This window comes from Enterobacter sp. AG326, assembly GCF_004362415.1.
In the GTDB taxonomy this organism is placed as follows: domain Bacteria; phylum Pseudomonadota; class Gammaproteobacteria; order Enterobacterales; family Enterobacteriaceae; genus Enterobacter; species Enterobacter asburiae.
On sequence record NZ_SNXG01000001.1, the window covers coordinates 583,104 to 608,238 of the forward strand.

At 53.1% G+C, this 25,135-nt stretch carries 25 protein-coding genes and 1 other annotated feature; of the genes, 15 read left to right on the forward strand and 10 right to left on the reverse strand.

Annotated elements, in window-relative coordinates; genetic code table 11:
* Positions 1 to 137 precede the first annotated feature (137 nt).
* From ymiC to topA, 5 genes are all read right to left on the reverse strand, one after another.
* Positions 138 to 236, reverse strand: coding sequence for a small membrane protein YmiC (gene ymiC, locus DFO52_RS23240; RefSeq protein ID WP_032623144.1), 99 nt, complete (start codon positions 234 to 236; stop codon positions 138 to 140).
* 138 nt (positions 237 to 374) lie between these two features.
* On the reverse strand, positions 375 to 545 hold the full coding sequence (locus DFO52_RS23245; RefSeq protein WP_032656727.1) for a hypothetical protein: 171 nt from the start codon (positions 543 to 545) through the stop codon (positions 375 to 377).
* A 2-nt stretch (positions 546 to 547) separates the two neighbouring features.
* Positions 548 to 688: a YmiA family putative membrane protein gene (locus DFO52_RS02740; RefSeq protein ID WP_213327741.1), complete on the reverse strand. Its 141-nt coding sequence runs from the start codon at positions 686 to 688 to the stop codon at positions 548 to 550.
* A gap of 338 nt (positions 689 to 1,026) precedes the next feature.
* The gene (cysB, locus tag DFO52_RS02745) at positions 1,027 to 2,001 is read right to left on the reverse strand and encodes an HTH-type transcriptional regulator CysB (RefSeq protein WP_133549235.1); all 975 of its coding nucleotides are present in this window, start codon (positions 1,999 to 2,001) and stop codon (positions 1,027 to 1,029) included.
* A 186-nt stretch (positions 2,002 to 2,187) separates the two neighbouring features.
* The gene (topA, locus tag DFO52_RS02750) at positions 2,188 to 4,785 is read right to left on the reverse strand and encodes a type I DNA topoisomerase (protein ID WP_029740526.1); all 2,598 of its coding nucleotides are present in this window, start codon (positions 4,783 to 4,785) and stop codon (positions 2,188 to 2,190) included.
* Positions 4,786 to 5,184: 399 nt separating this feature from the next.
* On the opposite strand from topA, the gene DFO52_RS02755 reads away from it, so the two are divergent.
* Positions 5,185 to 5,436, forward strand: a complete 252-nt coding sequence (locus tag DFO52_RS02755; RefSeq protein WP_023312072.1) for a YciN family protein — start codon at positions 5,185 to 5,187, stop codon at positions 5,434 to 5,436.
* 34 nt (positions 5,437 to 5,470) lie between these two features.
* Here DFO52_RS02755 and sohB read toward each other — a convergent pair whose 3' ends face one another.
* Positions 5,471 to 6,517 carry a protease SohB gene (gene sohB / locus DFO52_RS02760; RefSeq protein ID WP_133549237.1) on the reverse strand — a complete coding sequence of 349 codons (1,047 nt, stop codon included), beginning with the start codon at positions 6,515 to 6,517 and terminating at the stop codon, positions 5,471 to 5,473.
* A 251-nt stretch (positions 6,518 to 6,768) separates the two neighbouring features.
* Between sohB and DFO52_RS02765 the strand changes: the two genes are divergently transcribed.
* Both DFO52_RS02765 and cobO read left to right on the forward strand, forming a co-directional pair.
* Positions 6,769 to 7,530: a YciK family oxidoreductase gene (locus DFO52_RS02765; RefSeq protein ID WP_121931744.1), complete on the forward strand. Its 762-nt coding sequence runs from the start codon at positions 6,769 to 6,771 to the stop codon at positions 7,528 to 7,530.
* Entirely contained in the window at positions 7,527 to 8,117 is a 591-nt protein-coding gene (gene cobO, locus DFO52_RS02770) for a cob(I)yrinic acid a,c-diamide adenosyltransferase (protein WP_023312075.1), read from the forward strand. The genes DFO52_RS02765 and cobO overlap by 4 nt, the downstream gene beginning before the upstream one ends.
* A gap of 36 nt (positions 8,118 to 8,153) precedes the next feature.
* Here cobO and rluB read toward each other — a convergent pair whose 3' ends face one another.
* The 3 genes from rluB to rnm form a co-directional block, all read right to left on the reverse strand.
* A complete protein-coding gene (gene rluB / locus DFO52_RS02775; protein WP_023312076.1) occupies positions 8,154 to 9,029 on the reverse strand; it encodes a 23S rRNA pseudouridine(2605) synthase RluB in 876 nt (291 codons plus the stop codon).
* A 96-nt stretch (positions 9,030 to 9,125) separates the two neighbouring features.
* Positions 9,126 to 9,746: an L-threonylcarbamoyladenylate synthase gene (locus tag DFO52_RS02780; protein ID WP_003856793.1), complete on the reverse strand. Its 621-nt coding sequence runs from the start codon at positions 9,744 to 9,746 to the stop codon at positions 9,126 to 9,128.
* On the reverse strand, positions 9,743 to 10,624 hold the full coding sequence (gene rnm, locus DFO52_RS02785; protein ID WP_133549239.1) for an RNase AM: 882 nt from the start codon (positions 10,622 to 10,624) through the stop codon (positions 9,743 to 9,745). Before rnm ends, DFO52_RS02780 begins: the two co-directional genes overlap by 4 nt.
* A 160-nt stretch (positions 10,625 to 10,784) precedes the next feature.
* Positions 10,785 to 10,878 (forward strand) — a sequence feature (Trp leader region).
* Positions 10,879 to 10,901: 23 nt separating this feature from the next.
* On the opposite strand from rnm, the gene DFO52_RS02795 reads away from it, so the two are divergent.
* The 9 genes from DFO52_RS02795 (at position 10,902) to DFO52_RS02835 (ending at position 22,305) form a co-directional block, all read left to right on the forward strand.
* Positions 10,902 to 12,464, forward strand: a complete 1,563-nt coding sequence (locus tag DFO52_RS02795; RefSeq protein ID WP_047647559.1) for an anthranilate synthase component 1 — start codon at positions 10,902 to 10,904, stop codon at positions 12,462 to 12,464.
* The gene (trpD, locus tag DFO52_RS02800) at positions 12,464 to 14,059 is read left to right on the forward strand and encodes a bifunctional anthranilate synthase glutamate amidotransferase component TrpG/anthranilate phosphoribosyltransferase TrpD (RefSeq protein ID WP_023312079.1); all 1,596 of its coding nucleotides are present in this window, start codon (positions 12,464 to 12,466) and stop codon (positions 14,057 to 14,059) included. The genes DFO52_RS02795 and trpD overlap by 1 nt, the downstream gene beginning before the upstream one ends.
* Before the next feature lie 3 nt (positions 14,060 to 14,062).
* Positions 14,063 to 15,421: a bifunctional indole-3-glycerol-phosphate synthase TrpC/phosphoribosylanthranilate isomerase TrpF gene (gene trpCF, locus DFO52_RS02805; RefSeq protein WP_133549241.1), complete on the forward strand. Its 1,359-nt coding sequence runs from the start codon at positions 14,063 to 14,065 to the stop codon at positions 15,419 to 15,421.
* Between the two features lie 10 nt (positions 15,422 to 15,431).
* Positions 15,432 to 16,625 carry a tryptophan synthase subunit beta gene (gene trpB / locus DFO52_RS02810; protein WP_010431806.1) on the forward strand — a complete coding sequence of 398 codons (1,194 nt, stop codon included), beginning with the start codon at positions 15,432 to 15,434 and terminating at the stop codon, positions 16,623 to 16,625.
* Positions 16,625 to 17,434, forward strand: a complete 810-nt coding sequence (gene trpA, locus DFO52_RS02815) for a tryptophan synthase subunit alpha (RefSeq protein ID WP_029740534.1) — start codon at positions 16,625 to 16,627, stop codon at positions 17,432 to 17,434. The genes trpB and trpA overlap by 1 nt, the downstream gene beginning before the upstream one ends.
* Positions 17,435 to 18,728: 1,294 nt before the next feature.
* A complete protein-coding gene (locus DFO52_RS02820; RefSeq protein ID WP_243737932.1) occupies positions 18,729 to 19,868 on the forward strand; it encodes an acyltransferase in 1,140 nt (379 codons plus the stop codon).
* A 531-nt stretch (positions 19,869 to 20,399) separates the two neighbouring features.
* Positions 20,400 to 21,611: a selenium metabolism membrane protein YedE/FdhT gene (gene yedE, locus DFO52_RS02825; RefSeq protein ID WP_133549243.1), complete on the forward strand. Its 1,212-nt coding sequence runs from the start codon at positions 20,400 to 20,402 to the stop codon at positions 21,609 to 21,611.
* Positions 21,608 to 21,841, forward strand: coding sequence for a sulfurtransferase-like selenium metabolism protein YedF (gene yedF, locus DFO52_RS02830; protein ID WP_003856774.1), 234 nt, complete (start codon positions 21,608 to 21,610; stop codon positions 21,839 to 21,841). The genes yedE and yedF overlap by 4 nt, the downstream gene beginning before the upstream one ends.
* A gap of 125 nt (positions 21,842 to 21,966) precedes the next feature.
* Entirely contained in the window at positions 21,967 to 22,305 is a 339-nt protein-coding gene (locus DFO52_RS02835) for a hypothetical protein (RefSeq protein WP_032666617.1), read from the forward strand.
* A 46-nt stretch (positions 22,306 to 22,351) separates the two neighbouring features.
* Here DFO52_RS02835 and ompW read toward each other — a convergent pair whose 3' ends face one another.
* A complete protein-coding gene (ompW, locus tag DFO52_RS02840) occupies positions 22,352 to 22,984 on the reverse strand; it encodes an outer membrane protein OmpW (protein ID WP_023312086.1) in 633 nt (210 codons plus the stop codon).
* Positions 22,985 to 23,266: 282 nt separating this feature from the next.
* On the opposite strand from ompW, the gene DFO52_RS02845 reads away from it, so the two are divergent.
* The 3 genes from DFO52_RS02845 to DFO52_RS02855 are packed head-to-tail and all read left to right on the forward strand — an operon-like array spanning position 23,267 to position 25,036.
* Positions 23,267 to 23,671 (forward strand): YkgJ family cysteine cluster protein, encoded by a 405-nt coding sequence (locus tag DFO52_RS02845; RefSeq protein WP_047647552.1) that lies wholly within the window; start codon positions 23,267 to 23,269, stop codon positions 23,669 to 23,671.
* Between the two features lie 25 nt (positions 23,672 to 23,696).
* Positions 23,697 to 24,440: a YciC family protein gene (locus DFO52_RS02850; RefSeq protein WP_047647551.1), complete on the forward strand. Its 744-nt coding sequence runs from the start codon at positions 23,697 to 23,699 to the stop codon at positions 24,438 to 24,440.
* 56 nt (positions 24,441 to 24,496) lie between these two features.
* Positions 24,497 to 25,036 (forward strand): septation protein A, encoded by a 540-nt coding sequence (locus DFO52_RS02855; RefSeq protein WP_047647550.1) that lies wholly within the window; start codon positions 24,497 to 24,499, stop codon positions 25,034 to 25,036.
* The last annotated feature ends 99 nt before the right edge of the window (positions 25,037 to 25,135 follow it).

Here is a 25,135-nt window from a genome sequence, read left to right on the forward strand (position 1 = left end):
GCCCCGACAATCATCAGGGCCGTAATTAAAGATAACACAAAGATGTCGTAACGTTTTGATAACAACCCAAATTGATAAATTTAGGTTTGGTCCAGAAAGGAAAAACAAAAAACCCCGCCGTAGCGAGGTTTTACAATTTAGTGGAGGGCCAACCAGATGAGCTGACTCCAGAAAAGAATCGACACGGTAAAAACGCCGATCCATGACCAGTATTTGTGAGACGTCATGTTATTCATCATAGGGACACCAGGCATTATTTATTAAAAGTTCCGAGGTAAGTCCTCAGTGCTATATTGCTGATGTGTATTTATTAAAGAGTACAAAAGTGCAGAGTCGATATTCAGACTATTTGCATCATTACGCAATTAACTAAATTATTGTTTTTTGGGTTCGTCTTCAGCGAACACATCAATAAACGCTTGCTGCTGCGGCGTCAGTTTCCAGGACGCGGGTACAACAGTCGCAGGTGCTTTACGCCCTCTGTGGCCATTGTCACGATGCTGACACATCTGTTTTACCGTTTCTGTACGTACCGTCACTGCCATATTTAACCCCAATATTTCCAGGCCAGGAGAGCAACCACTACCCAAAACAGGGTAGAGACGAGAAAGACCGCCAGCCAGGCTTTACGCTTGAGCGCAGGATCCCTTTGCGGTTCTTCACTTCCTGAAGGCATTGCTAACCTCATACAATCGACATCGCTTATCATTTAGGACCAAACAATTGGTACAATTAATCATCTGTTGAGATAAATCCTAAAGAAACTTTAGCCGAAAAGCCAGTGAATTTACGCACCGGAAGGTATGAAATATTCAATCTTTTGACCAGAAATAAATAATTGAAAAGAAAAATTTGCGAAGGCGTAAATTAGTTTCTACTTTTGTCGCCAATTCACGACATTATAACCTTACGGATTAAATGGATAATGACATTATATGACAGGGGATGCGTAGATGATGATAATTCTAATTTAGCTTTGAGGCGTTATTTCGGTATCTTTCCCTAAGGGAAAGATACCGGGTGTGATTATTTTTCGGGGAGTTTGATGTCTTTAAACATCTCTTCAATATCTTCATTTGAGCGTAATGCAACGGCGGTATCAACCACATCACGCGTTAAATGAGGGGCAAAGCGCTGAATAAAATCATACATATAGCTGCGCAGGAAGGTGCTGCGACGGAAGCCAATCTTTGTGGTGCTATGACTGAAAACATCATGCGCATCAAGACGCACCAGGTCAGGGTCTGACACCGGATCCACCGCCATGCTGGCAATGACGCCCACCCCCAGACCAAGCCGCACATAGGTTTTAATCACGTCGGCGTCCGTTGCGGTAAAGACAATGCGCGGCGTTAACCCTGCCCGGTTAAAGGCCGTATCAAGCTCGGACCGTCCGGTAAAGCCAAACGTATACGTCACCAACGGATATTGAGCCAGCTCTTCGATAGTGACCGTCCCTTTACCCGCCAGGGGGTGATCGGGGGTCACCACGATAGAACGATTCCAGTGATAGCAAGGAAGCATCACCAGATCGTCATACAGGTGAAGCGCTTCGGTGGCGATGGCAAAGTCTGCATTACCCTTGGAGACGGCTTCAGCAATTTGCGTTGGCGAGCCCTGGTGCATATGCAAAGAGACGCGAGGATAACGCTCGATAAAGCCTTTGATAACGCCGGGTAGCGCATAGCGTGCCTGGGTATGCGTCGTGGCAATATACAGCGAACCTTTATCCGGCCAGGTGTGTTCCCCCGCCACAGACTTAATTGCGTCGACTTTGGAGAGGACTTCCCGCGCAATGCGGATGATTTCCTGCCCCGCAGGCGTCACCTGGGTGAGATGCTTACCGCTGCGGGCAAATATCTGGATACCTAACTCGTCCTCCAGCATACGAACTTGTTTGCTGATGCCCGGTTGCGAGGTATATAACCCCTCGGCGGTAGAAGAGACGTTAAGGTTATGATTCACCACCTCAACGATATAACGAAGCTGCTGTAATTTCATGCCAGACCATCCGATTTAGCGCATGCGGTCAATCGCTTAAGACGATTTAATAATAAGAAAAAGGTTAACTATAACCACTATATCATTTATAGCCTGACTGTATAGTACGGAACAAAAAATAATAACAAGGTAATAAAAAGGGCCGGAAATCCGGCCCTTTTACAGGTAAGTTACGGTAAGGGAAGATTATTTCTTGCCTTCAACCCATTTGCCATCGACAAAGAAGGCAGACCATCCGGTCGCTTTACCCTCTTTCTCTGCCGCAACATACTGCTGCTTAGTTTTACGGCTAAACCGTACCACGGTTTTGTTGCCTTCCGGATCCTGCTGTGGCGCATCGGCCAGATAACGCAATTTCTCAGGCAGACGATCGCGGAAGCGATGCAACTCTTCCACCAGCGGCGCGCGCGTTTCACGCGATTTCGGGAAGGTGTTGGCGGCCAGGAAGACACCTGCGGCACCATCACGCAGCACGAAGTACGCGTCTGATTTCTCGCACGGCAGTTCTGGCAGCGGAACCGGATCTTCCTTCGGAGGAGCCACTTCGCCGTTACGCAGGATTTTGCGCGTGTTTTTACACTCGTCGTTGGTACAGGCCATGTACTTACCGAAACGCCCCATTTTCAGGTGCATTTCAGAGCCACACTTCTCGCATTCCACAATCGGGCCGTCATAGCCTTTAATGCGGAACTCGCCCTCTTCGATCTCATACCCGTCACACGTTGGGTTATTACCGCAAACGTGCAGCTTACGTTTTGGATCGATCAGGTAGCTGTCCATTGCCGTGCCGCATTTCTTGCAGCGGCGTTTGGCACGCAGAGCGTTAGTTTCCGCATCGTCACCCTCCAGCACGTTGAGAACTTCGTTCTCAGGCACCAGGTTGATGGTGGTTTTGCAGCGCTCTTTTGGTGACAGCGCGTAGCCGGAGCAGCCAAGGAACACGCCCGTGGTTGCGGTACGGATTCCCATCTTGCGGCCGCAGGTTGGACAGTCGATGCTGGTCAGAACCATCTGGTTAGGCAGCATGCCGCCCTCTTCAGGATCCTTCTCCGCTTTTTCAAGCTGGTCGGTAAAGTCGCTGAAGAAGCTGTCGAGTACCTTTTTCCATTCCGCCTGATGGCTGGCAACCTGGTCGAGGCTGTCTTCCATTTGCGCGGTGAAATCGTAGTTCATCAATTCGCGGAAGTTTGCTTCCAGACGGTCAGTGACGATCTCACCCATTTTTTCCGCATAGAAACGGCGGTTTTCAACGCGCACGTAGCCACGGTCCTGAATCGTCGAGATGATGGACGCGTAGGTCGACGGACGACCAATACCGCGTTTTTCCAGCTCTTTCACCAGGGACGCTTCGCTGAAGCGCGCAGGCGGCTTGGTGAAGTGCTGTGCCGGAACCAGATCGACAAGCGACAACTCGTCACCTTTATTGACCGCAGGCAGCGTTCTGTCTTCATCGCCTTTACGCAGGGCAGGCATCACTTTCGTCCAGCCGTCGAAGCGCAGAATACGACCGCGCGCCTTCAGGCGGAAATCACCCGCGCCGACGGTCAGCGTTGTGGAGTCGTACTTCGCAGGCGTCATTTGACAAGCGACAAACTGGCGCCAGATCAGCTGATACAGCTTCTGCGCATCCGCTTCCATATCTTTTAACGATTCCGCGAGGACGGAGACGTCGGAAGGACGAATTGCTTCGTGCGCTTCCTGGGAATTCTCTTTGCTGGCGTACTGATTCGCACTTTCCGGCAGGTATTTTTTGCCGAAATTGTCGCTGATATAGCCGCGAACCATATTAACAGCGTCCTGGCTCAGGTTGGTGGAGTCAGTACGCATGTAGGTGATGTAGCCCGCTTCATACAGGCGCTGCGCCATCATCATGGTTTTCTTCACGCCATAACCCAGACGCGTGCTTGCAGCCTGTTGCAGCGTTGAAGTAATAAACGGCGCACCCGGCTTGCTGCTGGTCGGTTTGTCTTCACGTTCCAGCACCTGATAGCGTGCTTTTTCCAGCAGCGCTACGGCGGCCATGGTCTGGTCGCGGTTTTCCGGACGGAAAGGCTTATCGTTGTGATGGCTCACCTGCAGCGGCAGAGCGTCACCGCCCGGCGTGGTCACATTGGCATCGACTTCCCAGAACTCTTCCGGTACGAAGGCTTTAATTTCGCGCTCACGCTCAACGACCAGACGCACGGCGACGGATTGCACACGCCCTGCGGACAGGCCACGGGCAATCTTCTTCCACAGCAGTGGAGAGACCATGTAGCCCACCACGCGGTCCATAAAGCGACGTGCCTGCTGTGCGTTTACGCGGTCAATATTCAGTTCGCCCGGCTTCTCAAACGCCTGACGAATCGCATTCTTCGTAATTTCGTTAAACACTACACGGCTGTAGCGTTTGTCATCACCACCGATCACTTCCCGCAGGTGCCACGCAATGGCTTCCCCTTCGCGGTCAAGGTCGGTTGCGAGATAGATGTGGTCTGCTTTTTCAGCAAGCTGCTTCAGCTCGTTAACGACTTTTTCTTTCCCGGGCAGCACTTCATATTGTGCATCCCAGTTATGCCATGGGTTAACACCCATGCGGTTGACAAGCGCGCTACGTTCATCCTTTTTAGGCTTTTTAGCCCCTTTGGTGGAGGTAGAGTCTGCGCTCTTTTTGCTGGCTGAGCCACTGGTCGGCAAATCGCGGATATGACCCACGCTGGACTTAACCACGTAGTCATTACCCAGATACTTATTGATCGTTTTGGCTTTTGCCGGGGACTCAACGATGACGAGAGCTTTACCCATATTCACCTTTACCTAATTTAATTCTTCCAGGAATACGCCGCACGTTGATTTCCCTTCCGCTGACGACGAGCCAATGATATTGCGACTGCGTCAGGAGATATCAACCCCTTTGTCTTACCGGACGTTAATGAGAAGACGCCCAGGTGATTGAGTTTTCGGGTATTTTTCTCACATCTCGTGTAATTCGTGACGAATTCCCGGTTGAATGTCAAGCAATTCTGTTGCCAGAATGACGAAAGCGCACACTCTACCTGATAAAATTCGTTACGCAACTTTATTAGCATGCAAAAGCAGATCCCGCCAGCCAGGACCCTGCACCTTATCCCCTCACATTACAGGGAAAATTTGCCCCCAAAGCGCCCTCGGCGTAGACTATTGTCACTGTTTAAGGAGTGGATTATGCAGAATACGACCCAACCTATTGACCGAGCCTCTCTGCTTATCGAAGCAAACAAGCTTATCCGTGACCATGAAGATACGCTGGCGGGCATTGAAGCCACAGGCGTAGAGCAGCGTAATGGCGTGCTGATTTTCAGCGGCGAATACTTCCTTGACGAACAGGGTTTACCGACCCCGAAAAGCACCGCCGTGTTTAACATGTTCAAATACCTGGCGCATACGCTTTCAGAGAAATATCACCTGGTCGATTAACGCAAAACGCGAGGCATATGCCTCGCGTTTTTGTTTACAGCAGCGGTTTTTGTCCGCGCTGTAGCCAGCGCAACAGCAGGCGATCCGCGCTTTCCGCTGCACTGTTGGTAAAGCGGTCAAGGAGTCGCTTACGCTGGGTAAAGCGCACGCCCACCAGCTCCCGGCCTTCCATTAGATTGAGCAGCAGATCGTCGCTGGTTCCGACTTCATCCACCAGCCCTTTCTCCTGCGCCTGGACGCCGTACCAGTGCTCGCCCGTCGCGACCTGTTCAATATCGAGCGTTGGGCGCATACGGTGTACAAAATCTTTAAAGAGATGATGCGTTTCGTTGAGATCTTCGCGGAATTTTTGACGCCCTTCTTCCGTGTTTTCCCCCAGCAGCGTCAGGGTACGTTTGTACTGACCCGCCGTGTGAAGTTCGATATCAATCTCTTTATTTTTCAGGAAGCGGTTAAAGTTCGGAATTTGCGCGACCACGCCGATCGAGCCAATAATGGAGAACGGCGCGGCAACAATTTTGTCCGCCACGCAGGCCATCATGTAGCCACCGCTCGCCGCCACTTTATCCACGGCCACGGTCAGCGGGATCTGTTTTTCACGCAGGCGCTGCAGCTGTGAGGCGGCCAGTCCGTAACCGTGAACCACCCCGCCTGGGCTTTCAAGACGCACGACAACCTGATCCTGCGGTGTCGCCACGGCCAGAACGGCAGTCACTTCCTCCCGCAGAGAAGACACTTCATGCGCATCCATACTGCCTTTAAAATCGATCACATAGACGCGCGGCGTGGCCTTATCCTGCGGCGCATTGAGCTTTGCTTTTTCCTTTGCCGCTTTGGCTTCCTGTTTATGCTTTTTCTTCTGCGCTTTCAGCCAGAGTTTCTGTTGATGACTATCAAGCAGCGCCAGAGACATCTCTTCCTGCATCTCTTTATACTGCTCGCTCAGGCGGGTGATGCGTAACTCCCCACGCTGACGCTTGCGCTGCGTCAGGTTCACAATCAGAACGGCTACCACCGCAATGGCAACCACCACCGTCGCGATTTTGGCCAAAAACAACCCATATTGAGAAAGTAATTCCACGCGTTCCACCTTGATTTAACCACGAATCTTTCACGGCAGTGTACAACAGCCCTGCCCATGCGTCTCGCTCGTGACATTACCTCTGCGAGCCGCCTTCAGGAATCCCCGGGCTGGAGTTTAAATATTTGCAAATTGTTAATTTTACAGTAATGCGTCCTGTAGACTGATTGAATTATTAGGCTAATTCGGGCATAAAGCCGAAAAGTCATTATAAAGGCGCCATTGCATCACCGGTCGCCTGAGGAGTCACCGTGCATTATCAACCGCAAAAAAATCTGCTGCACAACCGGATTATTCTTGTCACCGGTGCCAGCGACGGGATTGGCCGCGAGGCAGCCCTGACATACGCCGAATATGGCGCGCACGTCATTTTGATCGGGCGCAACGAAGAAAAACTGAAAAGCGTCGCTCAGGAGATTGAGGCTGCATGCGGCACGCCGGCCCCGTGGTATACGCTCGATTTACTGACCTGCACGCCTGCGGTGTGCCAGGAATTAGCCCAGCGCATCAGCGCTCACTATCCGAGACTCGACGGCGTGCTGCATAACGCCGGTTTGTTAGGCGAGGTTCGTCCGATGGATGAACAGGATCCTGATATCTGGCAGCAGGTGATGCAGGTCAACGTCAACGGCACGTTTTTCCTCACACAGGCATTGCTTCCTTTATTACTCAAATCCGAGTCAGGGTCCCTGGTCTTTACCTCGTCCAGCGTTGGTCGTGAAGGACGCGCAAACTGGGGAGCCTATGCCGTATCAAAATTCGCGACCGAAGGCATGATGCAGGTGCTGGCGGAGGAGTATCAGAGCCGCCATCTGCGCGTAAACTGCATTAACCCGGGCGGTACGCGCACCAAAATGCGCGCCAGCGCGTTCCCGAGTGAAGATCCGCAGAAGCTGAAAACCCCGGCAGACATTATGCCGCTCTATCTCTGGCTGATGGGCGACGACAGCCGCCGCAAAACCGGGATGACCTTTGACGCCCAGCCGGGACGTAAACCAGGAATTTCTCAATGAGTGAAGAACGTCATCAGCAGCGCCAGCAGCGTCTGAAAGAACAGGTCGATGCGCGCGTCGCGGCAGCCCAGGACGAACGTGGGATCGTCATCGTTTTTACCGGCAACGGCAAGGGCAAAACCACTGCCGCATTCGGCACGGCGACACGCGCCGTCGGACACGGTCAAAAAGTGGGCGTGATCCAGTTTATCAAAGGCGAATGGCCCAACGGTGAGCGAAATTTGCTTGAGCCTCACGGCGTTGAGTTTCAGGTTATGGCGACCGGGTTTACGTGGGATACTCAGAACCGGGAAACGGATACTGCAGCCTGTCTCGCCGTCTGGGAGCATGCAAAGAGAATGCTGGCCGATCCCTCGCTGAATATGGTTCTGCTGGATGAGATCACCTATATGGTCGCCTACGACTACCTGCCGCTGGAAGCCGTGCTGGATGCTCTGAAGAATCGTCCTGTACACCAGACGGTTATCGTCACGGGGCGCGGGTGTCATCGGGATATTCTGGAGATGGCCGATACCGTCAGCGAGCTGCGTCCGGTCAAACATGCATTTGATGCGGGCATCAAAGCGCAAATTGGAATTGATTACTAAAGAAAAAAGCCCGGTGTGTTCCACCGGGCTTTTGTATTAACCGTTGTTGTTACGGCTGCCGGAGCGGCGGCTGCTGCTCACCTGGCTGTGTCGCTTCACCGCGCGACGGATCTGATTCGCCTTCATGCGACGACGATCTTTCTCCACCGCCACTTTTGAGGTGGTTTCCGGCGTCAGGCCGACAAGCTCGCGCAGGTAGTTGGTTTGGGTCAGATCCAGTTCGGTATAACCACCGCGCGGCAGACCTTTCGGCAGCAGAATGTCGCCGTAACGGACGCGGATCAGACGGCTCACCTGGACGCCTACCGCTTCCCAGAGACGACGCACCTCGCGGTTACGGCCTTCGGTCAGAGTCACGTTGTACCACTGGTTAATGCCTTCCCCACCGGTAAATTTGATGGTTTTGAACGCCGCAGGACCGTCTTCCAGCTGAACGCCACGCGACAGATCGCGCAGTTTATTCTCATCAACCTGGCCAAATACGCGCACCGCATATTCACGTTCCACTTCACGGCTTGGGTGCATCAGACGGTTTGCCAGTTCACCATCGGTGGTGAACAGCAGCAGACCGCAGGTGTTTACGTCCAGACGACCGACGGCAATCCAGCGAGCGCCGCGCAGTTTAGGCAGACGGTCAAACACCGTCGGACGACCTTCCGGGTCGTTGCGGGTGCACAGCTCGCCTTCCGGCTTGTAGTAAGCCAGCACGCGGCAGATCTGTTCAGCGGACTCTTTCACGGAGATGAGGTGACCGTCGATGCGGATCTTCAGCCCCGGTACGATTTCAACGCGGTCACCCAGCGTGGCGATTTTACCGTCCACACTCACGCGGCCCGCTTCAATAATGGCTTCGATTTCACGGCGTGAGCCGTGGCCGGCACGCGCCAGCACTTTCTGTAACTTCTCGCTCATTGAGCTTCCTCAGGTGTCGCCTTCACAGGCGTCGAATCAGGTCAAAAGAGGGCTGAGCCCTGCTTTGATGGCCGCGTAGTATATCTGCTTATACCTTTACAAGAAAGGCTTTACGTCACCCACGCCTTCACGAATCACTTCCGGTGCATCTTCGGTTAAGTCGACCACGGTGGTCGGCTGCTGGCCGAGATAGCCGCCGTGAATAATCAGCTCGACCACCTTCTCCAGACGATCTTTGATCTCTTCCGGATCGGACTCGGTAAACTCACTTCCGGGCAGCATCAGCGAGGTAGACAGCATCGGTTCGCCGAGGGTTTCCAGCAGCGCCTGCGCAATCGGGTTCGACGGCACGCGCATACCGATGGTTTTGCGTTTCTCCTGCAGCAGACGACGCGGTACTTCCTTCGTGCCCTTCAGGATGAAGGTGTAGTTGCCCGGCGTGTTGTTCTTAATCAGGCGAAACGCCACGTTATCAACATACGCATAGGTCGACAGCTCAGAGAGATCGCGGCACATCAGGGTAAAGTTATGGCCGTCCGGCAGCTGACGAATACGGCAAATGCGCTCCATTGCCCCTTTATCTTCAATTTTACAGCCCAGCGCGTAGCCTGAATCGGTCGGGTAGACAATCACGCCGCCTTTGCGGACGATCTCCACGGCCTGGTTAATCAGACGTGGCTGCGGGTTATCCGGATGGATATAGAAAAACTGACTCATACTTCCCTCTCTTCAATTTGCTGCGGCTGTTCCCAGAGCTGCCAGACCGGCTCAACGCCAGCGGGCAACCAGAGCTTGCGCCCCAGTTCGATCCACGCGCAGGGCTGATGGAAATCAGAGCCCTGTGAACCAAGCAGGCCGAACTGGCGGGCATAGGTCGCGAGCTGCGCGCGCTCGTTGGGCGCCTGCTGACACTGGGCGACTTCCATCGCCTCGCCACCGCATTCGGCAAAGTGTGCCAGCAGCCTTTTCAGCCATTTAGCAGAAAGATTATACCGCCCCGGATGGGCCAGCACGGCCTTACCGCCAGAATGATGAATCACATCAATAGCTTGTTTTATTGTACACCACTGTGGCGGAACGTATCCGGTTTTACCGCGTGCCAGATACTTTTTAAAGACGTCGGCCATGTTCGTCGCTTTGCCCGCGTCGATCAGAAAACGGGCGAAATGACCGCGGGTAACCGCCCCGCCGTTCGCCATCTTTTGCGCGCCTTCCAGCGCGCCCGGAATATGCGCCTTTTCCAGACGCTCGCCGATCATCTCTGCGCGCTGATTGCGGCGCGTTTTTTGTTCTTGCAAAAATGCCGTAAGTGCCGGATGGTCTATATCGATGTTCAGGCCAACAATATGAATCTCATGGTTTTCCCAGACGGTCGAGATCTCGACGCCGGACACCAGATTCAGCGCCAGCCCGCTGCGGGCAATCTCGGCGCGCGCCGCCGGAATGGCATCAGTGGTGTCGTGATCGGTTATCGCCAGCGTGCCGACGCGCATTTCAACGGCGCGATGAACCAGGGCTTCGGGTGTCAGCAGGCCATCAGAGGCCTGAGTATGGCTGTGTAAATCATAAATAATGGCGTAGGTGGTATCGCTCAAAGCACTTCCCATAACAGGTTGGAGACATCCGAAAACACCATGATACCGACTTAACGCGAAATTCTGAAATCAAGGGTTGACAACTTGCCATCGAACTAGTTAACTAGTACGCAAGTTCACACGAGAAAGGTATCTGAAAATGACAGCACATTTCACTCTGCACGGCTGGTGGCGCACTTCCTGATCTTCGGGCAGTGTCACGCGTCTGCGAAATGCAAACAGATACCCGCCCGCTACCCAGCGGGCTTTTTTTTGAACAAAATATGAGAACAACAACATGCAAACAGCCAAACCTCATCTCGAACTGCTGACCTGCGAGGCGGCCTATCGCCACAACCCGACCGCGCTATTTCATCAGGTGTGCGGGGCTCGCCCGGCAACGCTGCTGCTGGAGTCTGCGGATATCGACAGCAAGGACGATCTCAAGAGCCTGCTGCTGGTCGACAGCGCGCTGCGCATTACCGCTTTAGGTGACACCGTCACCATCAAGGCTTTGTCTGACAATGGCGCATCACTGCTGCCGCTGCTGGATGCCGCCCTGCCGTCAGGCATTGAAAATGAACGTCATCCAGAAATGCGTATTCTGCATTTCCCGCCGGTGAGCCAGCTGCTGGACGAAGACGCGCGCCTCTGCTCCCTGTCCGTTTTCGATGCCTTCCGCCTGCTGCAGAACCTGGTCACCGTGCCGGAAGACGAGCGTGAGGCGATGTTCTTTGGGGGGCTGTTTGCTTATGACCTGGTCGCCGGATTTGAAGATTTGCCGGAAACCGAACAGGGTAATCGCTGCCCGGACTATTGCTTCTATCTGGCTGAAACGCTGCTGGTGATCGACCACCAGAAGCAATACACCCGCATCCAGGCAAGTCTGTTCACGCCCTCTCCCGCTGAGAAAAACCGTCTTGAGCACCGCATCGCTCAGCTGCAGCAGCAGATGACGGAAGCACCGCCCGCGCTGCCGGTGCAGCGCGTGGAGAAAATGACCTGCGACGTTAACCAGACTGACGATCAGTACGGCGCCGTGGTTCGCCAGATGCAAAAGGCGATTCGCGCCGGGGAAATTTTCCAGGTCGTGCCGTCCCGTCGCTTCTCACTGCCCTGCCCGTCGCCGCTCGCAGCCTACGACGTGCTGAAAAAGAGTAACCCAAGCCCGTACATGTTTTTCATGCAGGACAACGAATTCACGCTGTTCGGCGCCTCGCCGGAAAGCTCACTGAAATACGACGCCACCAGCCGTCAGATTGAGATCTACCCGATTGCAGGTACCCGTCCGCGCGGGCGTCGCGCCGACGGTTCCCTGGACCGCGATCTGGACAGCCGCATCGAACTGGAGATGCGTACCGACCACAAAGAACTCTCCGAGCACCTGATGCTGGTTGACCTGGCGCGTAACGATCTGGCACGCATTTGCACCCCAGGCAGCCGCTACGTGGCGGACCTGACCAAAGTCGACCGCTATTCGTTCGTGATGCACCTGGTCTCCCGCGTGGTCGGCGAGCTGCGCCACGATCTCGACGTGCTGCACGCCTATCGCGCCTGTATGAACATGGGCACCCTGAGCGGCGCGCCGAAAGTACGCGCTATGCAGTTGATTGCCGCCGCCGAAGGACGCCGTCGCGGCAGCTACGGCGGCGCGGTGGGCTACTTCACCGCCCACGGCGATCTCGATACCTGCATCGTAATCCGCTCCGCCTATGTCGAAGACGGTATCGCCACCGTCCAGGCGGGTGCCGGGATTGTTCTTGATTCTGTTCCGCAGTCTGAAGCTGACGAAACGCGCAGTAAAGCCCGTGCGGTCCTTCGCGCCATTGCTACCGCACACCATGCACAGGAGATTTTCTGATGGCTGACATTCTGCTGCTCGATAATATCGACTCCTTTACCTATAACCTGGCAGATCAGCTGCGTGCGAATGGCCACAACGTTGTTATCTACCGCAACCACGTTCCGGCGCAGACCCTGATTGACCGTCTGGCCACCATGCAAAACCCGGTGCTGATGCTCTCCCCGGGGCCAGGCGCGCCGAGCGAAGCGGGCTGTATGCCGGAGCTGCTGACCCGCATGCGCGGCAAGCTGCCGATCGTCGGCATCTGCCTCGGCCATCAGGCGATCGTTGAAGCCTATGGCGGCTACGTTGGCCAGGCGGGTGAGATCCTGCACGGTAAAGCGTCCAGCATTGAACATGACGGCCAGGCGATGTTTGCCGGGCTGCCGAACCCGCTCCCGGTCGCGCGCTATCACTCGCTGGTTGGCAGCAATATTCCCGCCGGGCTGACGATCAACGCCTCGTTTGAAGGCATGGTGATGGCGGTGCGCCACGATGCGGACCGCGTCTGCGGCCTGCAGTTCCATCCGGAATCGATCCTGACCTCCCACGGCGCCCGCCTGCTGGAGCAGACTCTCGACTGGGCGTTACAGAAGCTGGAGCAGACCAACACCCTGCAGCCGATTCTGGAAAAACTGTACCAGGCGCAGACCCTGAGCCAGCAGGAGAGCCATCAGCTCTTCTCCGCCGTGGTTCGCGGCGAGCTGAAGCCTGAGCAGCTTGCAGCCGCGCTGGTGAGCATGAAGGTGCGCGGCGAAAGCCCGCAGGAGATTGCCGGTGCCGCCACGGCCCTGCTGGAAAATGCCGCCCCGTTCCCGCGCCCGGACTATCAGTTTGCCGATATTGTCGGTACCGGCGGTGACGGCAGTAACAGCATCAATATCTCCACCGCCAGCGCCTTCGTGGCGGCGGCGTGTGGTTTGAAGGTCGCGAAGCATGGTAACCGCAGCGTTTCCAGCCGGTCAGGTTCTTCCGATCTGCTCGCCGCATTCGGTATTAACCTCGATATGAACGCCGAGCGTTCCCGCGAAGCGCTGGATGACCTGGGCGTCTGCTTCCTGTTTGCGCCGAAGTACCACACCGGTTTCCGCCACGCGATGCCGGTTCGTCAGCAGCTCAAAACCCGCACGCTGTTTAACGTGCTCGGCCCGCTGATCAACCCGGCTCATCCGCCGCTGGCGCTGATTGGCGTTTACAGCCCTGAGCTGGTTCTGCCGATTGCCGAGACGCTGCGCGTGCTGGGTTATCAACGTGCCGCCGTGGTGCACAGCGGCGGTATGGATGAGGTTTCTCTTCATGCCCCGACGCTGGTTGCCGAACTGCGCGACGGTGAAATCCTCAGCTATCAGCTGGAGGCTGCCGACTTCGGCCTTGCGCCATACCATCAGGAAGCGCTGGCAGGCGGTACGCCGGAAGAAAACCGTGACATTCTGACTCGCTTATTACAAGGTAAAGGAGAGGTCGCCCATGAGGCCGCCGTTGCTGCCAACGTCGCCATGCTGATGCGTTTGCACGGTGAGGAAGACCTGAAGGCCAACGTTCAAAAAGTTCTGGATGTACTGCGCTCCGGTGCAGCTTACGATCGCGTTACCGCACTTGCGGCAAGAGGGTAAAGAATGCAGACCGTTTTAGCGAAAATCGTTGCCGATAAGGCCATCTGGGTGGAAGCCCGCAAGCAACAGCAGCCGCTTGCCAGTTTCCAGAATGACGTCGTCCCGAGCAGCCGTCGTTTCTATGACGCCCTGCGGGGTACTCGCACCGCGTTTATTCTTGAGTGCAAAAAAGCGTCCCCGTCCAAAGGCGTTATTCGTGACGATTTCGACCCGGCGCGTATTGCCGGCATTTATAAGCATCATGCTTCAGCCATCTCCGTGCTGACGGATGAGAAATATTTTCAGGGCAGCTTCGACTTTCTGCCGATCGTCAGCGGCATCGCGCCGCAGCCGATCCTGTGCAAAGACTTTATTATCGACCCGTATCAGATCTGGCTGGCGCGCTTTTACCAGGCCGACGCCTGCCTGCTGATGCTCTCGGTGCTCGACGACGAGCAGTATCGCCAGCTTTCCGCCGTGGCGCACAGCCTGAACATGGGCGTACTGACCGAAGTGAGCAACGAAGAGGAGCTGGAGCGCGCGATTGCGCTGGAAGCCAAAGTGGTCGGCATTAACAACCGCGATCTGCGCGACCTGTCCATTGATCTTAACCGTACGCGTCAGCTGGCGCCGCGTCTGGGGTCTGGCGTCACGGTGATCAGCGAATCCGGCATTAACAGCTACGCTCAGGTGCGCGAGCTAAGCCACTTCGCCAACGGTTTCCTGATTGGCTCCGCCATGATGGAGCATGACGATCTCAATGCGGCCGTGCGTCGCGTGCTGCTGGGTGAAAACAAAGTCTGCGGCTTAACCCGCGAACAGGATGCCCAGGCCGCGTATGAAGCCGGGGCGATTTATGGCGGGCTGATCTTTGTGGACTCCTCTCCACGCGCGGTCAGCGAAGAGCAGGCGCATAAGGTCATCGCAGCGGCTCCGCTCAGCTACGTGGGCGTTTTCCGCAACGCAGATATTGCAGACGTTGCGGCCAAAGCCGACGCATTATCCCTGAGCGCGGTGCAGCTCCACGGCGATGAAGACCAGAGCTACATCGATGCCCTGCGCGCCGCGCTGGCACCACAGGTGCAGATCTGGAAAGCGCAAAGCGTGGGCGATACGTTGCCCTCGCGTAACCTGAACCATGTGGATAAATACGTCCTCGATAACGGCCAGGGCGGTACCGGCCAGCGTTTTGACTGGTCGCTGCTGAACGGCGAAAAGCTGGACAACGTCCTGCTGGCGGGCGGATTAAGCCCGGATAACTGCGTAGAAGCCGCTAAAACCGGCTGCGCAGGCCTCGATTTCAATTCAGGCGTAGAGTCCCAACCGGGTATCAAAGATGCCAGCAAGCTGGCCTCTGTTTTTAAAACTCTGCGTGCATATTAAGGAAGAAAAGATGACGACATTACTTAACCCGTATTTTGGTGAGTTCGGCGGGATGTACGTCCCGCAAATCCTGATGCCCGCGCTGCGCCAGCTGGAAGAAGCGTTTGTCAGCGCGCAGAAAGATCCGGCGTTTCAGGCTGAATTTACCGACCTGCTGAAAAATTACGCCGGTCGTCCGACCGCGCTGACCAAATGCCGCAACCTGACGGAAGGCACCAAAACCACGCTGTATCTGAAGCGTGAAGACCTGCTGCACGGCGGCGCACATAAAACTAACCAGGTGCTGGGCCAGGCGCTGCTTGCGAAGCGTATGGGCAAAACTGAAATCATCGCCGAAACCGGTGCAGGCCAGCACGGCGTGGCCTCTGCGCTTGCCAGCGCCCTGCTCGGTCTGAAATGCCGCATCTATATGGGAGCGAAAGACGTTGAGCGTCAGTCTCCGAACGTCTTCCGTATGCGTCTGATGGGAGCAGAAGTGATCCCGGTGCACAGCGGCTCCGCGACGCTGAAAGACGCCTGTAACGAAGCGCTGCGCGACTGGTCTGGCAGCTACGACACCGCGCACTATATGCTCGGTACCGCGGCGGGCCCGCACCCGTTCCCGACTATCGTGCGCGAATTCCAGCGCATGATCGGTGAAGAGACCAAAGCGCAGATCCTTGAAAAAGAGGGTCGCCTGCCGGATGCGGTGATCGCCTGCGTCGGCGGCGGGTCTAACGCCATTGGCATGTTCGCAGACTTTATCGACGATACCAGCGTCGGTCTGATTGGCGTCGAGCCAGCCGGTCACGGCATTGAATCGGGTGAACACGGCGCGCCGCTGAAGCATGGCCGCGTGGGGATCTACTTCGGAATGAAATCCCCGATGATGCAAACAGATGAAGGTCAGATTGAAGAGTCTTACTCTATTTCTGCCGGCCTCGACTTCCCGTCCGTCGGGCCGCAGCATGCGTATCTGAACAGCACCGGCCGCGCGGACTATGTCTCCATTACCGATGACGAAGCGCTGGAAGCCTTTAAAACGCTGTGCCGCAGCGAAGGGATCATCCCGGCGCTGGAGTCTTCGCACGCGCTGGCGCATGCGCTGAAAATGATTAAAGAAAACCCGGAAAAAGAACAGCTGCTGGTGGTGAACCTTTCCGGCCGCGGTGACAAAGATATCTTCACCGTTCACGATATTCTGAAAGCACGAGGGGAAATCTGATGGAACGCTACGATAACGTATTTGCAGAGCTGAAATCCCGCCAGGAAGGCGCGTTCGTTCCCTTCGTCACCCTGGGCGATCCGGGCCCGGAACAGTCGCTGAAGATTATCGACACCCTGATTGAAGCCGGCGCCGACGCGCTGGAGCTGGGTATTCCGTTCTCCGATCCGCTGGCGGATGGCCCAACCATCCAGAACGCAACGCTGCGCGCATTTGCCTCCGGCGTGACGCCAACCCAGTGCTTCGAGATGCTGGCGGCGATTCGCCAGAAGCACCCGACCATTCCGATCGGCCTGCTGATGTACGCCAACCTGGTCTTTAACCGCGGTATTGATGAGTTCTATGCCGAGTGCGCGCGCGTGGGCGTCGACTCCGTTCTGGTGGCAGACGTGCCGGTTGAGGAGTCTGCGCCATTCCGTCAGGCGGCGATGCGTCATAACGTCGCCCCGATTTTCATCTGCCCGCCGAACGCTGATGACGCACTGCTGCGCCAGATTGCCTCTTACGGACGCGGGTATACCTACCTGCTTTCCCGCGCGGGCGTGACCGGTGCCGAGAATAAAGCGGCGTTGCCTCTGCATCATCTGGTGGAGAAGCTGGCCGAGTACCATGCCGCGCCTCCGCTACAGGGGTTTGGGATTTCATCCCCGGATCAGGTCACCGCAGCGATTGACGCGAAGGCGGCTGGTGCCATCTCCGGCTCCGCGATTGTGAAGATCATCGAAAAGAACGTGGACAAGCCAGAGCAGATGCTGGCTGAGCTGAAAGCGTTTGTGACCGCAATGAAAGCGGCGACGCGTAAAGCATAACCTCTCTACCGTCTGGCTTCCTGCCAGACGGTTCATTTCTTTTAATTTCCCGACAAATCTAATTTCAGCGTTAATAGTAATTGTAATCAATAGCACGCTTAATTGCGCATTTTACTGCTTTGCAAAGATTTGCTAAGAGTGGATAGACCTATTTAACAATCATCGGCCAGGTACATTATCATCTATTAGCCAATTATCTGCAGGGCACTTTTCATGGTAATGTTTTTATTGCTAATTTCTCTGGCGGCCTCTTTTAGCGCGATGTTCATCGCTACCGTTGTAACTGGCTTTGCATACCCTTTCACGCGATTTGATTTACTCTGAAAAACATAGATATCCTGCGGGTTAGATGCCTTTCTTTGCTTAAATAACTGACGCAGTATCTTGCACAGTCTAATTGTTCGCGACTCAAATCTTGGTGTGGCCGCGAGATGCAATATGTCATCTTTGATATCGCTATACCTTATGTTTATAACTCGGCAACTTTCAGCACGTAAAAAAAATAACGTTAACCATAAGTCACCCCACGTCTTTGAAATCCGGATTAGCCTATGGTGGATAACCATGAATTCATCAGTAGTTATAGAGTCAGTTTTCGCCATTGAAAACACCAACATGCAATTCAAGCATGACTTAACATAACATTAACTATTTAAATATTAATTCAACACCTGTGCAATCGCCTCCCTAAGTCGCACGTGCGCTGGATAAGCAATTCGGGATGGTACATTATTACGACGAGCCCGGCATGAAGATCATTCAGCTGAGCGAAGGCGATGAGCAATTACATCTTGATCCTTTGTCCTGAAGCGACGCCCCGTCGAGTACGGGTGGAAAAAGAAGGAGGCTGGAAAAAAACTTACTTCATTCACCTAGCAGACGATCAGCCAACTTTCATTAAAGTGATCTACAGCACTCCATTCATGCGAGGCGAGCAAGTAAAAGATTTATCGTTGTGATGCCTGCAACAGAACAAGGGGCCGGCCGATACTCACTACCTATGGCCATTAGTATCGCTATCTGACGCAGCAAGGAAATGCTTGAACTAGAACGTAGACTCAAAAGAAGCTGACGAGCTCGCAGCCAGCGGTGCAATAGTCACTGACCAATTCTTATGACGCACTGTTATGTACGTTGTTGGGAATGTTAAGAACCGAGGGGCTAAATGATCGTCAAATTCAATTAAAGATGAACAAATTATGTTGCCTCGACGATAGCAAGAAGCAATGATAGAATGGATTCTGGGTCAGGTAAAGCCCTACTATTCTTTCTATATTGATATCCGTAAGGTTTGATGATGGATTTATATTTTTCGATTTGCCTGGTTTTTACATGCTTAGTGTTGGCAATACTGATTTTTAGCCTACCTCTATTCAAATTTATAGATGAAGATACTGATCCGGCAAGGTCAAACAGCATTGATGGTATTAGATTCATACTCGCTTCGTTTGTAATATTTCATCATATGGACTGTGCTTATACATATATAAAAAAAGGCAATTGGGCCCCCACATCAGACTTGTTGCTTTATATGGGGAAATATGGGGTTGCTTTATTTTTCATGATTACGGCTTTCTTGTTTTGGGGAAAAATTAGAAAAGCAGATGTAGTAAATTGGGTTGATTTATATAAAAAACGCCTCTCCAGAATTGCTCCTCTATCAATATTTTGTTCTTTAGTTGCTCTATTTTTACTTTTCTTACTAACCGAACGGAGGGAGTTTTCTATTGGTGTATTAACAAATGCGCTCTCTTGGTTTGATGTTGGACTTTGGAATGACAAACCCCCTGTTACTACATTCCAGTATTCTTTTATGGCTCTGGCTGGGGTGACGTGGACTCTGCGTTGGGAGTGGATTTTTTACTTTTCTCTTCCGCTATTATTTATGTTCAAAAAATGGTCATTCGAATTAACCATTTCTCTTTTTGCGTTCTCCGTGTATTTTCTTCCAGGATTTACGAATGATGCATATTTGTGGTCATATTTTTTTGCTGGAATGTTATGCAGTGAAATAAAAGACAGGGTAATCATAAGCAAAAAAATGGCTAATGTCATATTGGCAATCATGATACTTATAACCATATTAGTGCAGCCCACCCTATACGGCTCACCCGAGAAGCTATTCCTCTGTGCTATCTTCATTTCTGTGGTTTCAGGTGCGAATCTTTTTGGATTATTGATTACCAAAGCAGCTATTCGACTTGGCGCAATAAGTTATAGCTTATATTTAACTCAAGGTCTAATTTTATTCCCTGTGATCATTCACTTACAAACAAACAATAAATTAGAATTAAACATACATACTTTTATTATTTTGATTCTGTCCTATTTAGCAATATGTATTCTCTCTTCATTTACCTATCACTTTATCGAGAGACCTTTTATAAAGAAAGCTATTTTCAGCAAAGTTAACAACAAAATATATAGTAAATAATTACTTCCGGCGCGTAAGTGCCGGAAGTTAATCTCTTGACTTTTATTTAGAATACTTTTGCACACAGTATTTCATGGGTGGCGTTTCTCGCTTTATTTATAATCATGACTGTATACTATCAGCAGTCGTTGTGAAAGCCTCTCTGGTGTTATTCCCGTTTTCAAGAATCGATATTTATTATCCTGTTATTGTCCAATCTTATCACAACCCTATAGACGGTGTCGTGATCTTCCCTTACGAAAGAATTTTCCTCAATTTGTTACATGTAGAAACCAATTAATTAGTGGGAAATATCTAAAACATATACTACTACTGGGTATACAAGAAATTCGTTGTGTGCAATGGAGCAAGTTTGCTTTATGAATTGGGGATTATGATGGTGTGCAGTGAATTGCAGGATTTAATGACTGAGGTCATAAAAAGAAGCGGTATTTTGGAGAAAAGATTTGGAGAGGTTTTGAGGCAAACGAAAAAGATATATATTCCAGTCCGTTAAATTCACTTACACCTTCTGAGTTCAGAGGCTTATTCATGTCATGGCACGCCTTCAAACAGACTTACCTGGTTAAGTTCTGGTCACCTGTTCCGGCCGTTATCGCGGCAGGCATTCTCTCTACCTACTATTTCGGCATCACCGGCACCTTCTGGGCCGTGACCGGCGAGTTCACCCGCTGGGGTGGTCAGTTACTACAGCTCGCTGGCGTGCATACCGAAGAGTGGGGTTACTTTAAACTCATTCATCTGGACGGCACGCCGCTTACCCGCATCGACGGGATGATGATCATCGGCATGTTCGGCGGCTGTTTCGCAGCGGCGCTGTGGGCAAACAACGTTAAGTTGCGGATGCCCAAAAGCCGGATTCGCATAATGCAGGCGGTGGTCGGCGGTATCATTGCCGGGTTTGGCGCCCGTCTGGCGATGGGCTGTAACCTGGCCGCTTTCTTTACGGGGATTCCTCAGTTTTCGCTTCACGCCTGGTTCTTTGCTGTCGCCACGGCCATCGGATCTTACTTTGGCGCAAAATTCACCCTGCTGCCGCTGTTCCGCATTCCGGTGAAAATGACAAAAGTCAGCGCAGCATCACCGTTAACCCAGAAGCCAGACCAGGCGCGTCGTCGTTTCCGCCTCGGTATGCTGGTCTTTTTGGCTATGGTCGCCTGGGCGCTTTGCACTGCGATGAATCAGCCCAAACTCGGCCTGGCGATGCTGTTCGGCGTGGGTTTTGGCCTGCTCATTGAACGCGCGCAGATCTGCTTTACCTCCGCGTTTCGCGATATGTGGATCACCGGCCGTACGATGATGGCGAGGGCGATTATCGCCGGGATGGCGGTCAGCGCCATCGGCATCTTCAGCTATGTTCAGCTCGGCGTTGAACCGAAAATCATGTGGGCCGGTCCTAACGCGGTCATTGGCGGCCTGCTGTTCGGCTTCGGGATCGTGCTGGCTGGCGGGTGTGAAACCGGCTGGATGTACCGCGCCGTTGAAGGTCAGGTGCATTACTGGTGGGTGGGCCTGGGAAATGTTATCGGCTCGACGGCCCTGGCGTACTTCTGGGACGATCTGTCCCCGGCGCTTGCCACGAGTTGGGACAAGGTCAACCTGCTGAACACCTTCGGCCCTCTCGGCGGCCTGCTGGTCACCTACGCCCTGCTGCTGGTCGCTTTTTTACTGGTTGTCGCGCAGGAGAAACGCTTCTTCCGTCGCGCGAGTGTTAAAACAGAAACCCAGGAGAATGCTGCATGAAAGAGATCGTGCCCGATTACCGTCTGGATATGGTCGGTGAACCCTGCCCTTATCCGGCTGTTGCCACGCTTGAAGCTCTACCGCAGCTCAAAAAAGGGGAAATTCTGGAAGTGGTCAGCGACTGTCCGCAGTCCATCAACAACATTCCGCTGGATGCGAAAAACCACGGCTACACGGTGCTGGATATCCAGCAGGATGGCCCGACCATTCGCTATTTGATTCAAAAATGATCGCCAGGGCCTCGCGAGGGGCCTTTATCGCATTGAATTATAAGACATCTTGATCCACGGCAAAAACGAGATTTTTGACTTAAGTAAAATCTCACTTCCCTTTTGAAGGAGGTTTTCGCGGTTTGATGTATTTACGAGCTTTACTGGTTTTCGCCTTATTGATTCCCTTCCATGCGCTGTCCCTCAATTTCTCTTCAACCTTCCTGCGCCTTAATTGTCCGCAAAGAGGACTTGTCGAGGTTATTCTGCACGTTTATGACCATACCCAGGAACGATGGCGCGGCCATTTTGAAACCGGCGCGGGACATAAACGTGCGGGTGATACCGAAATCATCCCGTTTGCCAACGGCGATATTCTCTTTCATTCCCTGTCCAGCGACGCTTTCAGCTATTTATATGATGGGGAAAAGATCCTGAGGCACTGCGTAAAGCTTGATGAGCGGCCGGTTTATCCGTCGTTTTGAAGTGAGCAAAGCAAACTGGCCATCCTGTGGCCAGTTTGACGGGGGATCAGAAACGATAACCCGCAGAGAACATAAACACCCACGGATCCAGGCGAGTATTGATACTTTGCTGCTGACCGCCCGCCTTGAAGCGTACGTCCGTATCAATATCCATGTACCAGACCGAGGCGTTAATCAGCCAGTCGCGGTTAATCAGATAGTCCAGACCGACCTGCCCCGCCATACCCCATGAGTCTTTCAGGCTGAGGTCCGTCAGACCCGCCTCTTTACCGGTATCGTTAAACTTCTCGTCGAAGAAGGTGGTGTAGTTCACACCGGCGCCAATATAAGGACGCACCTTGCTGCTGGCATCGCCAAAGTACCATTGCGCCATCAGCGTTGGCGGTAAGTGGTGAACCGTAGCGATATCACCGGTTGCGCCCAGACCAACGCGATGACGGAACGGCGTTGCAGCCAGAAGCTCAACACCAACGTTTTCCGTCGCCATATAGGTGAACGTTAACCCTAACTGGGTGTTATTACTGACGTTAAAACCGCCCATACCCAGCACGTTATCCGATCCTTCAGTCGGGCGAACCGTAGCCGAACCGGCACGAATAAAGAATTCGCCTGCTTCATGCGCATACGCGCCGCCAGAGAGACTGCTTAATACAAGGGCTGCCACCGCTAATTTTTTCATATCCGCTCCATCGTTGTGGTTTTAATCGCGGATGAGAATATACTCACAAATGAGTAATAAGTGATCTGCTACAGATCACATTAAAACCAGTAACTTAACATTCATTGATCTGGATTAATTTTTTGTTACGCATCCAAAAGCGATAAGTTGTTTCCATGTCAATTTTTGGCATTTCACGGTTACAAAATTTTCCCTTTTCCCCCTCTTGCTCTTCCTCTGGCGGCTGGATAATTTATCGCTCTCACAAGTTGATTTGATGCGTTCTTCTTTAGCAGGTGTGCCATGAGTGATATCAACCCGTGCATGACGTGCGGAGCCTGTTGTGCGTATTTTCGAGTCTCTTTCTACTGGGCCGAAGCCAGCGATGGCGGCGGTACCGTTCCGGTTCATTTCACAGAGCCGCTAACGCCTTTTCTGCGATGCATGAGCGGCACGAACCAAAAACAGGTCCGCTGCATGGCGCTACAGGGTGAGCCCGGGGTCTCTACCCGGTGTTCCATCTATGAGGATCGGCCCAGCCCGTGCCGGGAATTTGCCATGTCGGGGGAAGATGGGCAGGTCAACGAAGCCTGCAATCGCGCCCGGGCGCGCGTTGGATTACCGCCGCTTTACAAAGATATGCTTTTCCATACAAGCCTTGATGCTGCCACAGCAGGCGCATCCGGTGTACAATTGCCGGCTAATTAACACCTGCAATACTCAAGGAGAGTGCATGTCTATCACGGCGAAGTCTGTCTACCGTGACACGGGAAACTTTTTCCGCAATCAGTTCATAACCTTTTTACTGATCGCGTTGCTATGTGCCTTTATCACGGTGGTGCTGGGCCATGCCTTCTCACCGAGCGATGAACAGATTGCCAGCCTGAGCCAGGGCGACCACCTTGCCGGAAGCGTGGGGCTATTTGAACTGGTGCAAAACATGACGCCGGAGCAGCAGCAAATTCTGCTGCGGGCGTCTGCCGCGTCAACGTTCTCAGGCCTGATTGGTAATGCAATTCTGGCTGGCGGCGTTTTGCTGATGATTCAGCTGGTATCGGCGGGTCACCGGGTCAGCGCCTTACGGGCGATTGGTGCCAGTGCGCCAGTCTTACCTAAGCTGTTTATCCTGATCTTTTTAACCACCCTGCTGGTGCAAATGGGGATTATGCTGGTCGTGGTGCCGGGCGTATTACTGGCTATCGTGCTCTCATTTGCGCCTGTGATGGTGGTGCAGGATAAGATGGGGATTTTTACCGCGATGCGCAGCAGCATCAGACTGGCATGGGCGAATATGCGTCTGGTGGCTCCCGCCGTGATCGGCTGGCTGCTCGCCAAAACGCTCCTGCTGTTGTTTGCACCGAATTTCGCGGTATTAACGCCCAATGTTGGCGCCGTAGTGGCGAATACGCTGAGCAATCTGATTTCAGCGGTGCTGCTGGTCTATCTGTTCCGCCTGTATATGTTAATTCGTCAGTAATCCTGAGGCGGGCGGCATCGCTGCCTCCCGCCCCGCTCAGAAGATGGAATCACAGAATGAAGCAGTTTCTTGATTTTTTACCGCTCGTGGTCTTTTTTGCTTTTTATAAGCTTTATGACATTTATGCCGCGACCACTGCGCTGATCGTTGCGACCGCTGTTGTACTGATCTACAGCTGGGTCCGCTATCGCAAAGTCGAAAAGATGGCGCTGATAACGTTCGTCCTGGTCGCCGTGTTCGGCGGGCTTACGCTGTTCTTCCACAACGATGAATTTATTAAGTGGAAAGTGACCGTTATTTACGCGTTGTTTGCGGGCGCATTGTTAATTAGCCAGTGGGTCATGAAAAAGCCGCTGATCCAGCGCATGCTGGGCAAAGAGCTGACGCTGCCTCAGGAAGTCTGGTCCCGTCTGAATATCGCCTGGGCGGTCTTCTTTATTCTCTGTGGTCTTGCCAATATCTATATCGCCTTCTGGCTGCCGCAGAATATCTGGGTCAACTTCAAGGTCTTCGGCCTGACCGCGCTGACGCTTATCTTCACGCTGTTAAGTGGCGTATACATCTATCGTCATATGCCCCAGGATGACAACCACTGATTAACGACTGACCAGAACGTCAACGACAGGCGTTCTGGTCTATTCTCTCCGCTGTGAAATCATAGTAGCATCCCGCCTGAAGTCTTCCGTTACGAGTTA

Coding starts and splice junctions, on each gene's coding strand:
- ymiC (WP_032623144.1), bottom strand. CDS start 236: ATGAATAACATGACGTCTCACAAATACTGGTCATGGATCGGCGTTTTT.
- DFO52_RS23245 (WP_032656727.1), bottom strand. CDS start 545: ATGGCAGTGACGGTACGTACAGAAACGGTAAAACAGATGTGTCAGCAT.
- DFO52_RS02740 (WP_213327741.1), bottom strand. CDS start 688: ATGAGGTTAGCAATGCCTTCAGGAAGTGAAGAACCGCAAAGGGATCCT.
- cysB (WP_133549235.1), bottom strand. CDS start 2,001: ATGAAATTACAGCAGCTTCGTTATATCGTTGAGGTGGTGAATCATAAC.
- topA (WP_029740526.1), bottom strand. CDS start 4,785: ATGGGTAAAGCTCTCGTCATCGTTGAGTCCCCGGCAAAAGCCAAAACG.
- DFO52_RS02755 (WP_023312072.1), top strand. CDS start 5,185: ATGCAGAATACGACCCAACCTATTGACCGAGCCTCTCTGCTTATCGAA.
- cobO (WP_023312075.1), top strand. CDS start 7,527: ATGAGTGAAGAACGTCATCAGCAGCGCCAGCAGCGTCTGAAAGAACAG.
- rluB (WP_023312076.1), bottom strand. CDS start 9,029: ATGAGCGAGAAGTTACAGAAAGTGCTGGCGCGTGCCGGCCACGGCTCA.
- DFO52_RS02780 (WP_003856793.1), bottom strand. CDS start 9,746: ATGAGTCAGTTTTTCTATATCCATCCGGATAACCCGCAGCCACGTCTG.
- DFO52_RS02795 (WP_047647559.1), top strand. CDS start 10,902: ATGCAAACAGCCAAACCTCATCTCGAACTGCTGACCTGCGAGGCGGCC.
- trpD (WP_023312079.1), top strand. CDS start 12,464: ATGGCTGACATTCTGCTGCTCGATAATATCGACTCCTTTACCTATAAC.
- trpCF (WP_133549241.1), top strand. CDS start 14,063: ATGCAGACCGTTTTAGCGAAAATCGTTGCCGATAAGGCCATCTGGGTG.
- trpB (WP_010431806.1), top strand. CDS start 15,432: ATGACGACATTACTTAACCCGTATTTTGGTGAGTTCGGCGGGATGTAC.
- trpA (WP_029740534.1), top strand. CDS start 16,625: ATGGAACGCTACGATAACGTATTTGCAGAGCTGAAATCCCGCCAGGAA.
- DFO52_RS02820 (WP_243737932.1), top strand. CDS start 18,729: ATGATGGATTTATATTTTTCGATTTGCCTGGTTTTTACATGCTTAGTG.
- yedE (WP_133549243.1), top strand. CDS start 20,400: ATGTCATGGCACGCCTTCAAACAGACTTACCTGGTTAAGTTCTGGTCA.
- yedF (WP_003856774.1), top strand. CDS start 21,608: ATGAAAGAGATCGTGCCCGATTACCGTCTGGATATGGTCGGTGAACCC.
- DFO52_RS02835 (WP_032666617.1), top strand. CDS start 21,967: ATGTATTTACGAGCTTTACTGGTTTTCGCCTTATTGATTCCCTTCCAT.
- ompW (WP_023312086.1), bottom strand. CDS start 22,984: ATGAAAAAATTAGCGGTGGCAGCCCTTGTATTAAGCAGTCTCTCTGGC.
- DFO52_RS02845 (WP_047647552.1), top strand. CDS start 23,267: ATGAGTGATATCAACCCGTGCATGACGTGCGGAGCCTGTTGTGCGTAT.
- DFO52_RS02850 (WP_047647551.1), top strand. CDS start 23,697: ATGTCTATCACGGCGAAGTCTGTCTACCGTGACACGGGAAACTTTTTC.
- DFO52_RS02855 (WP_047647550.1), top strand. CDS start 24,497: ATGAAGCAGTTTCTTGATTTTTTACCGCTCGTGGTCTTTTTTGCTTTT.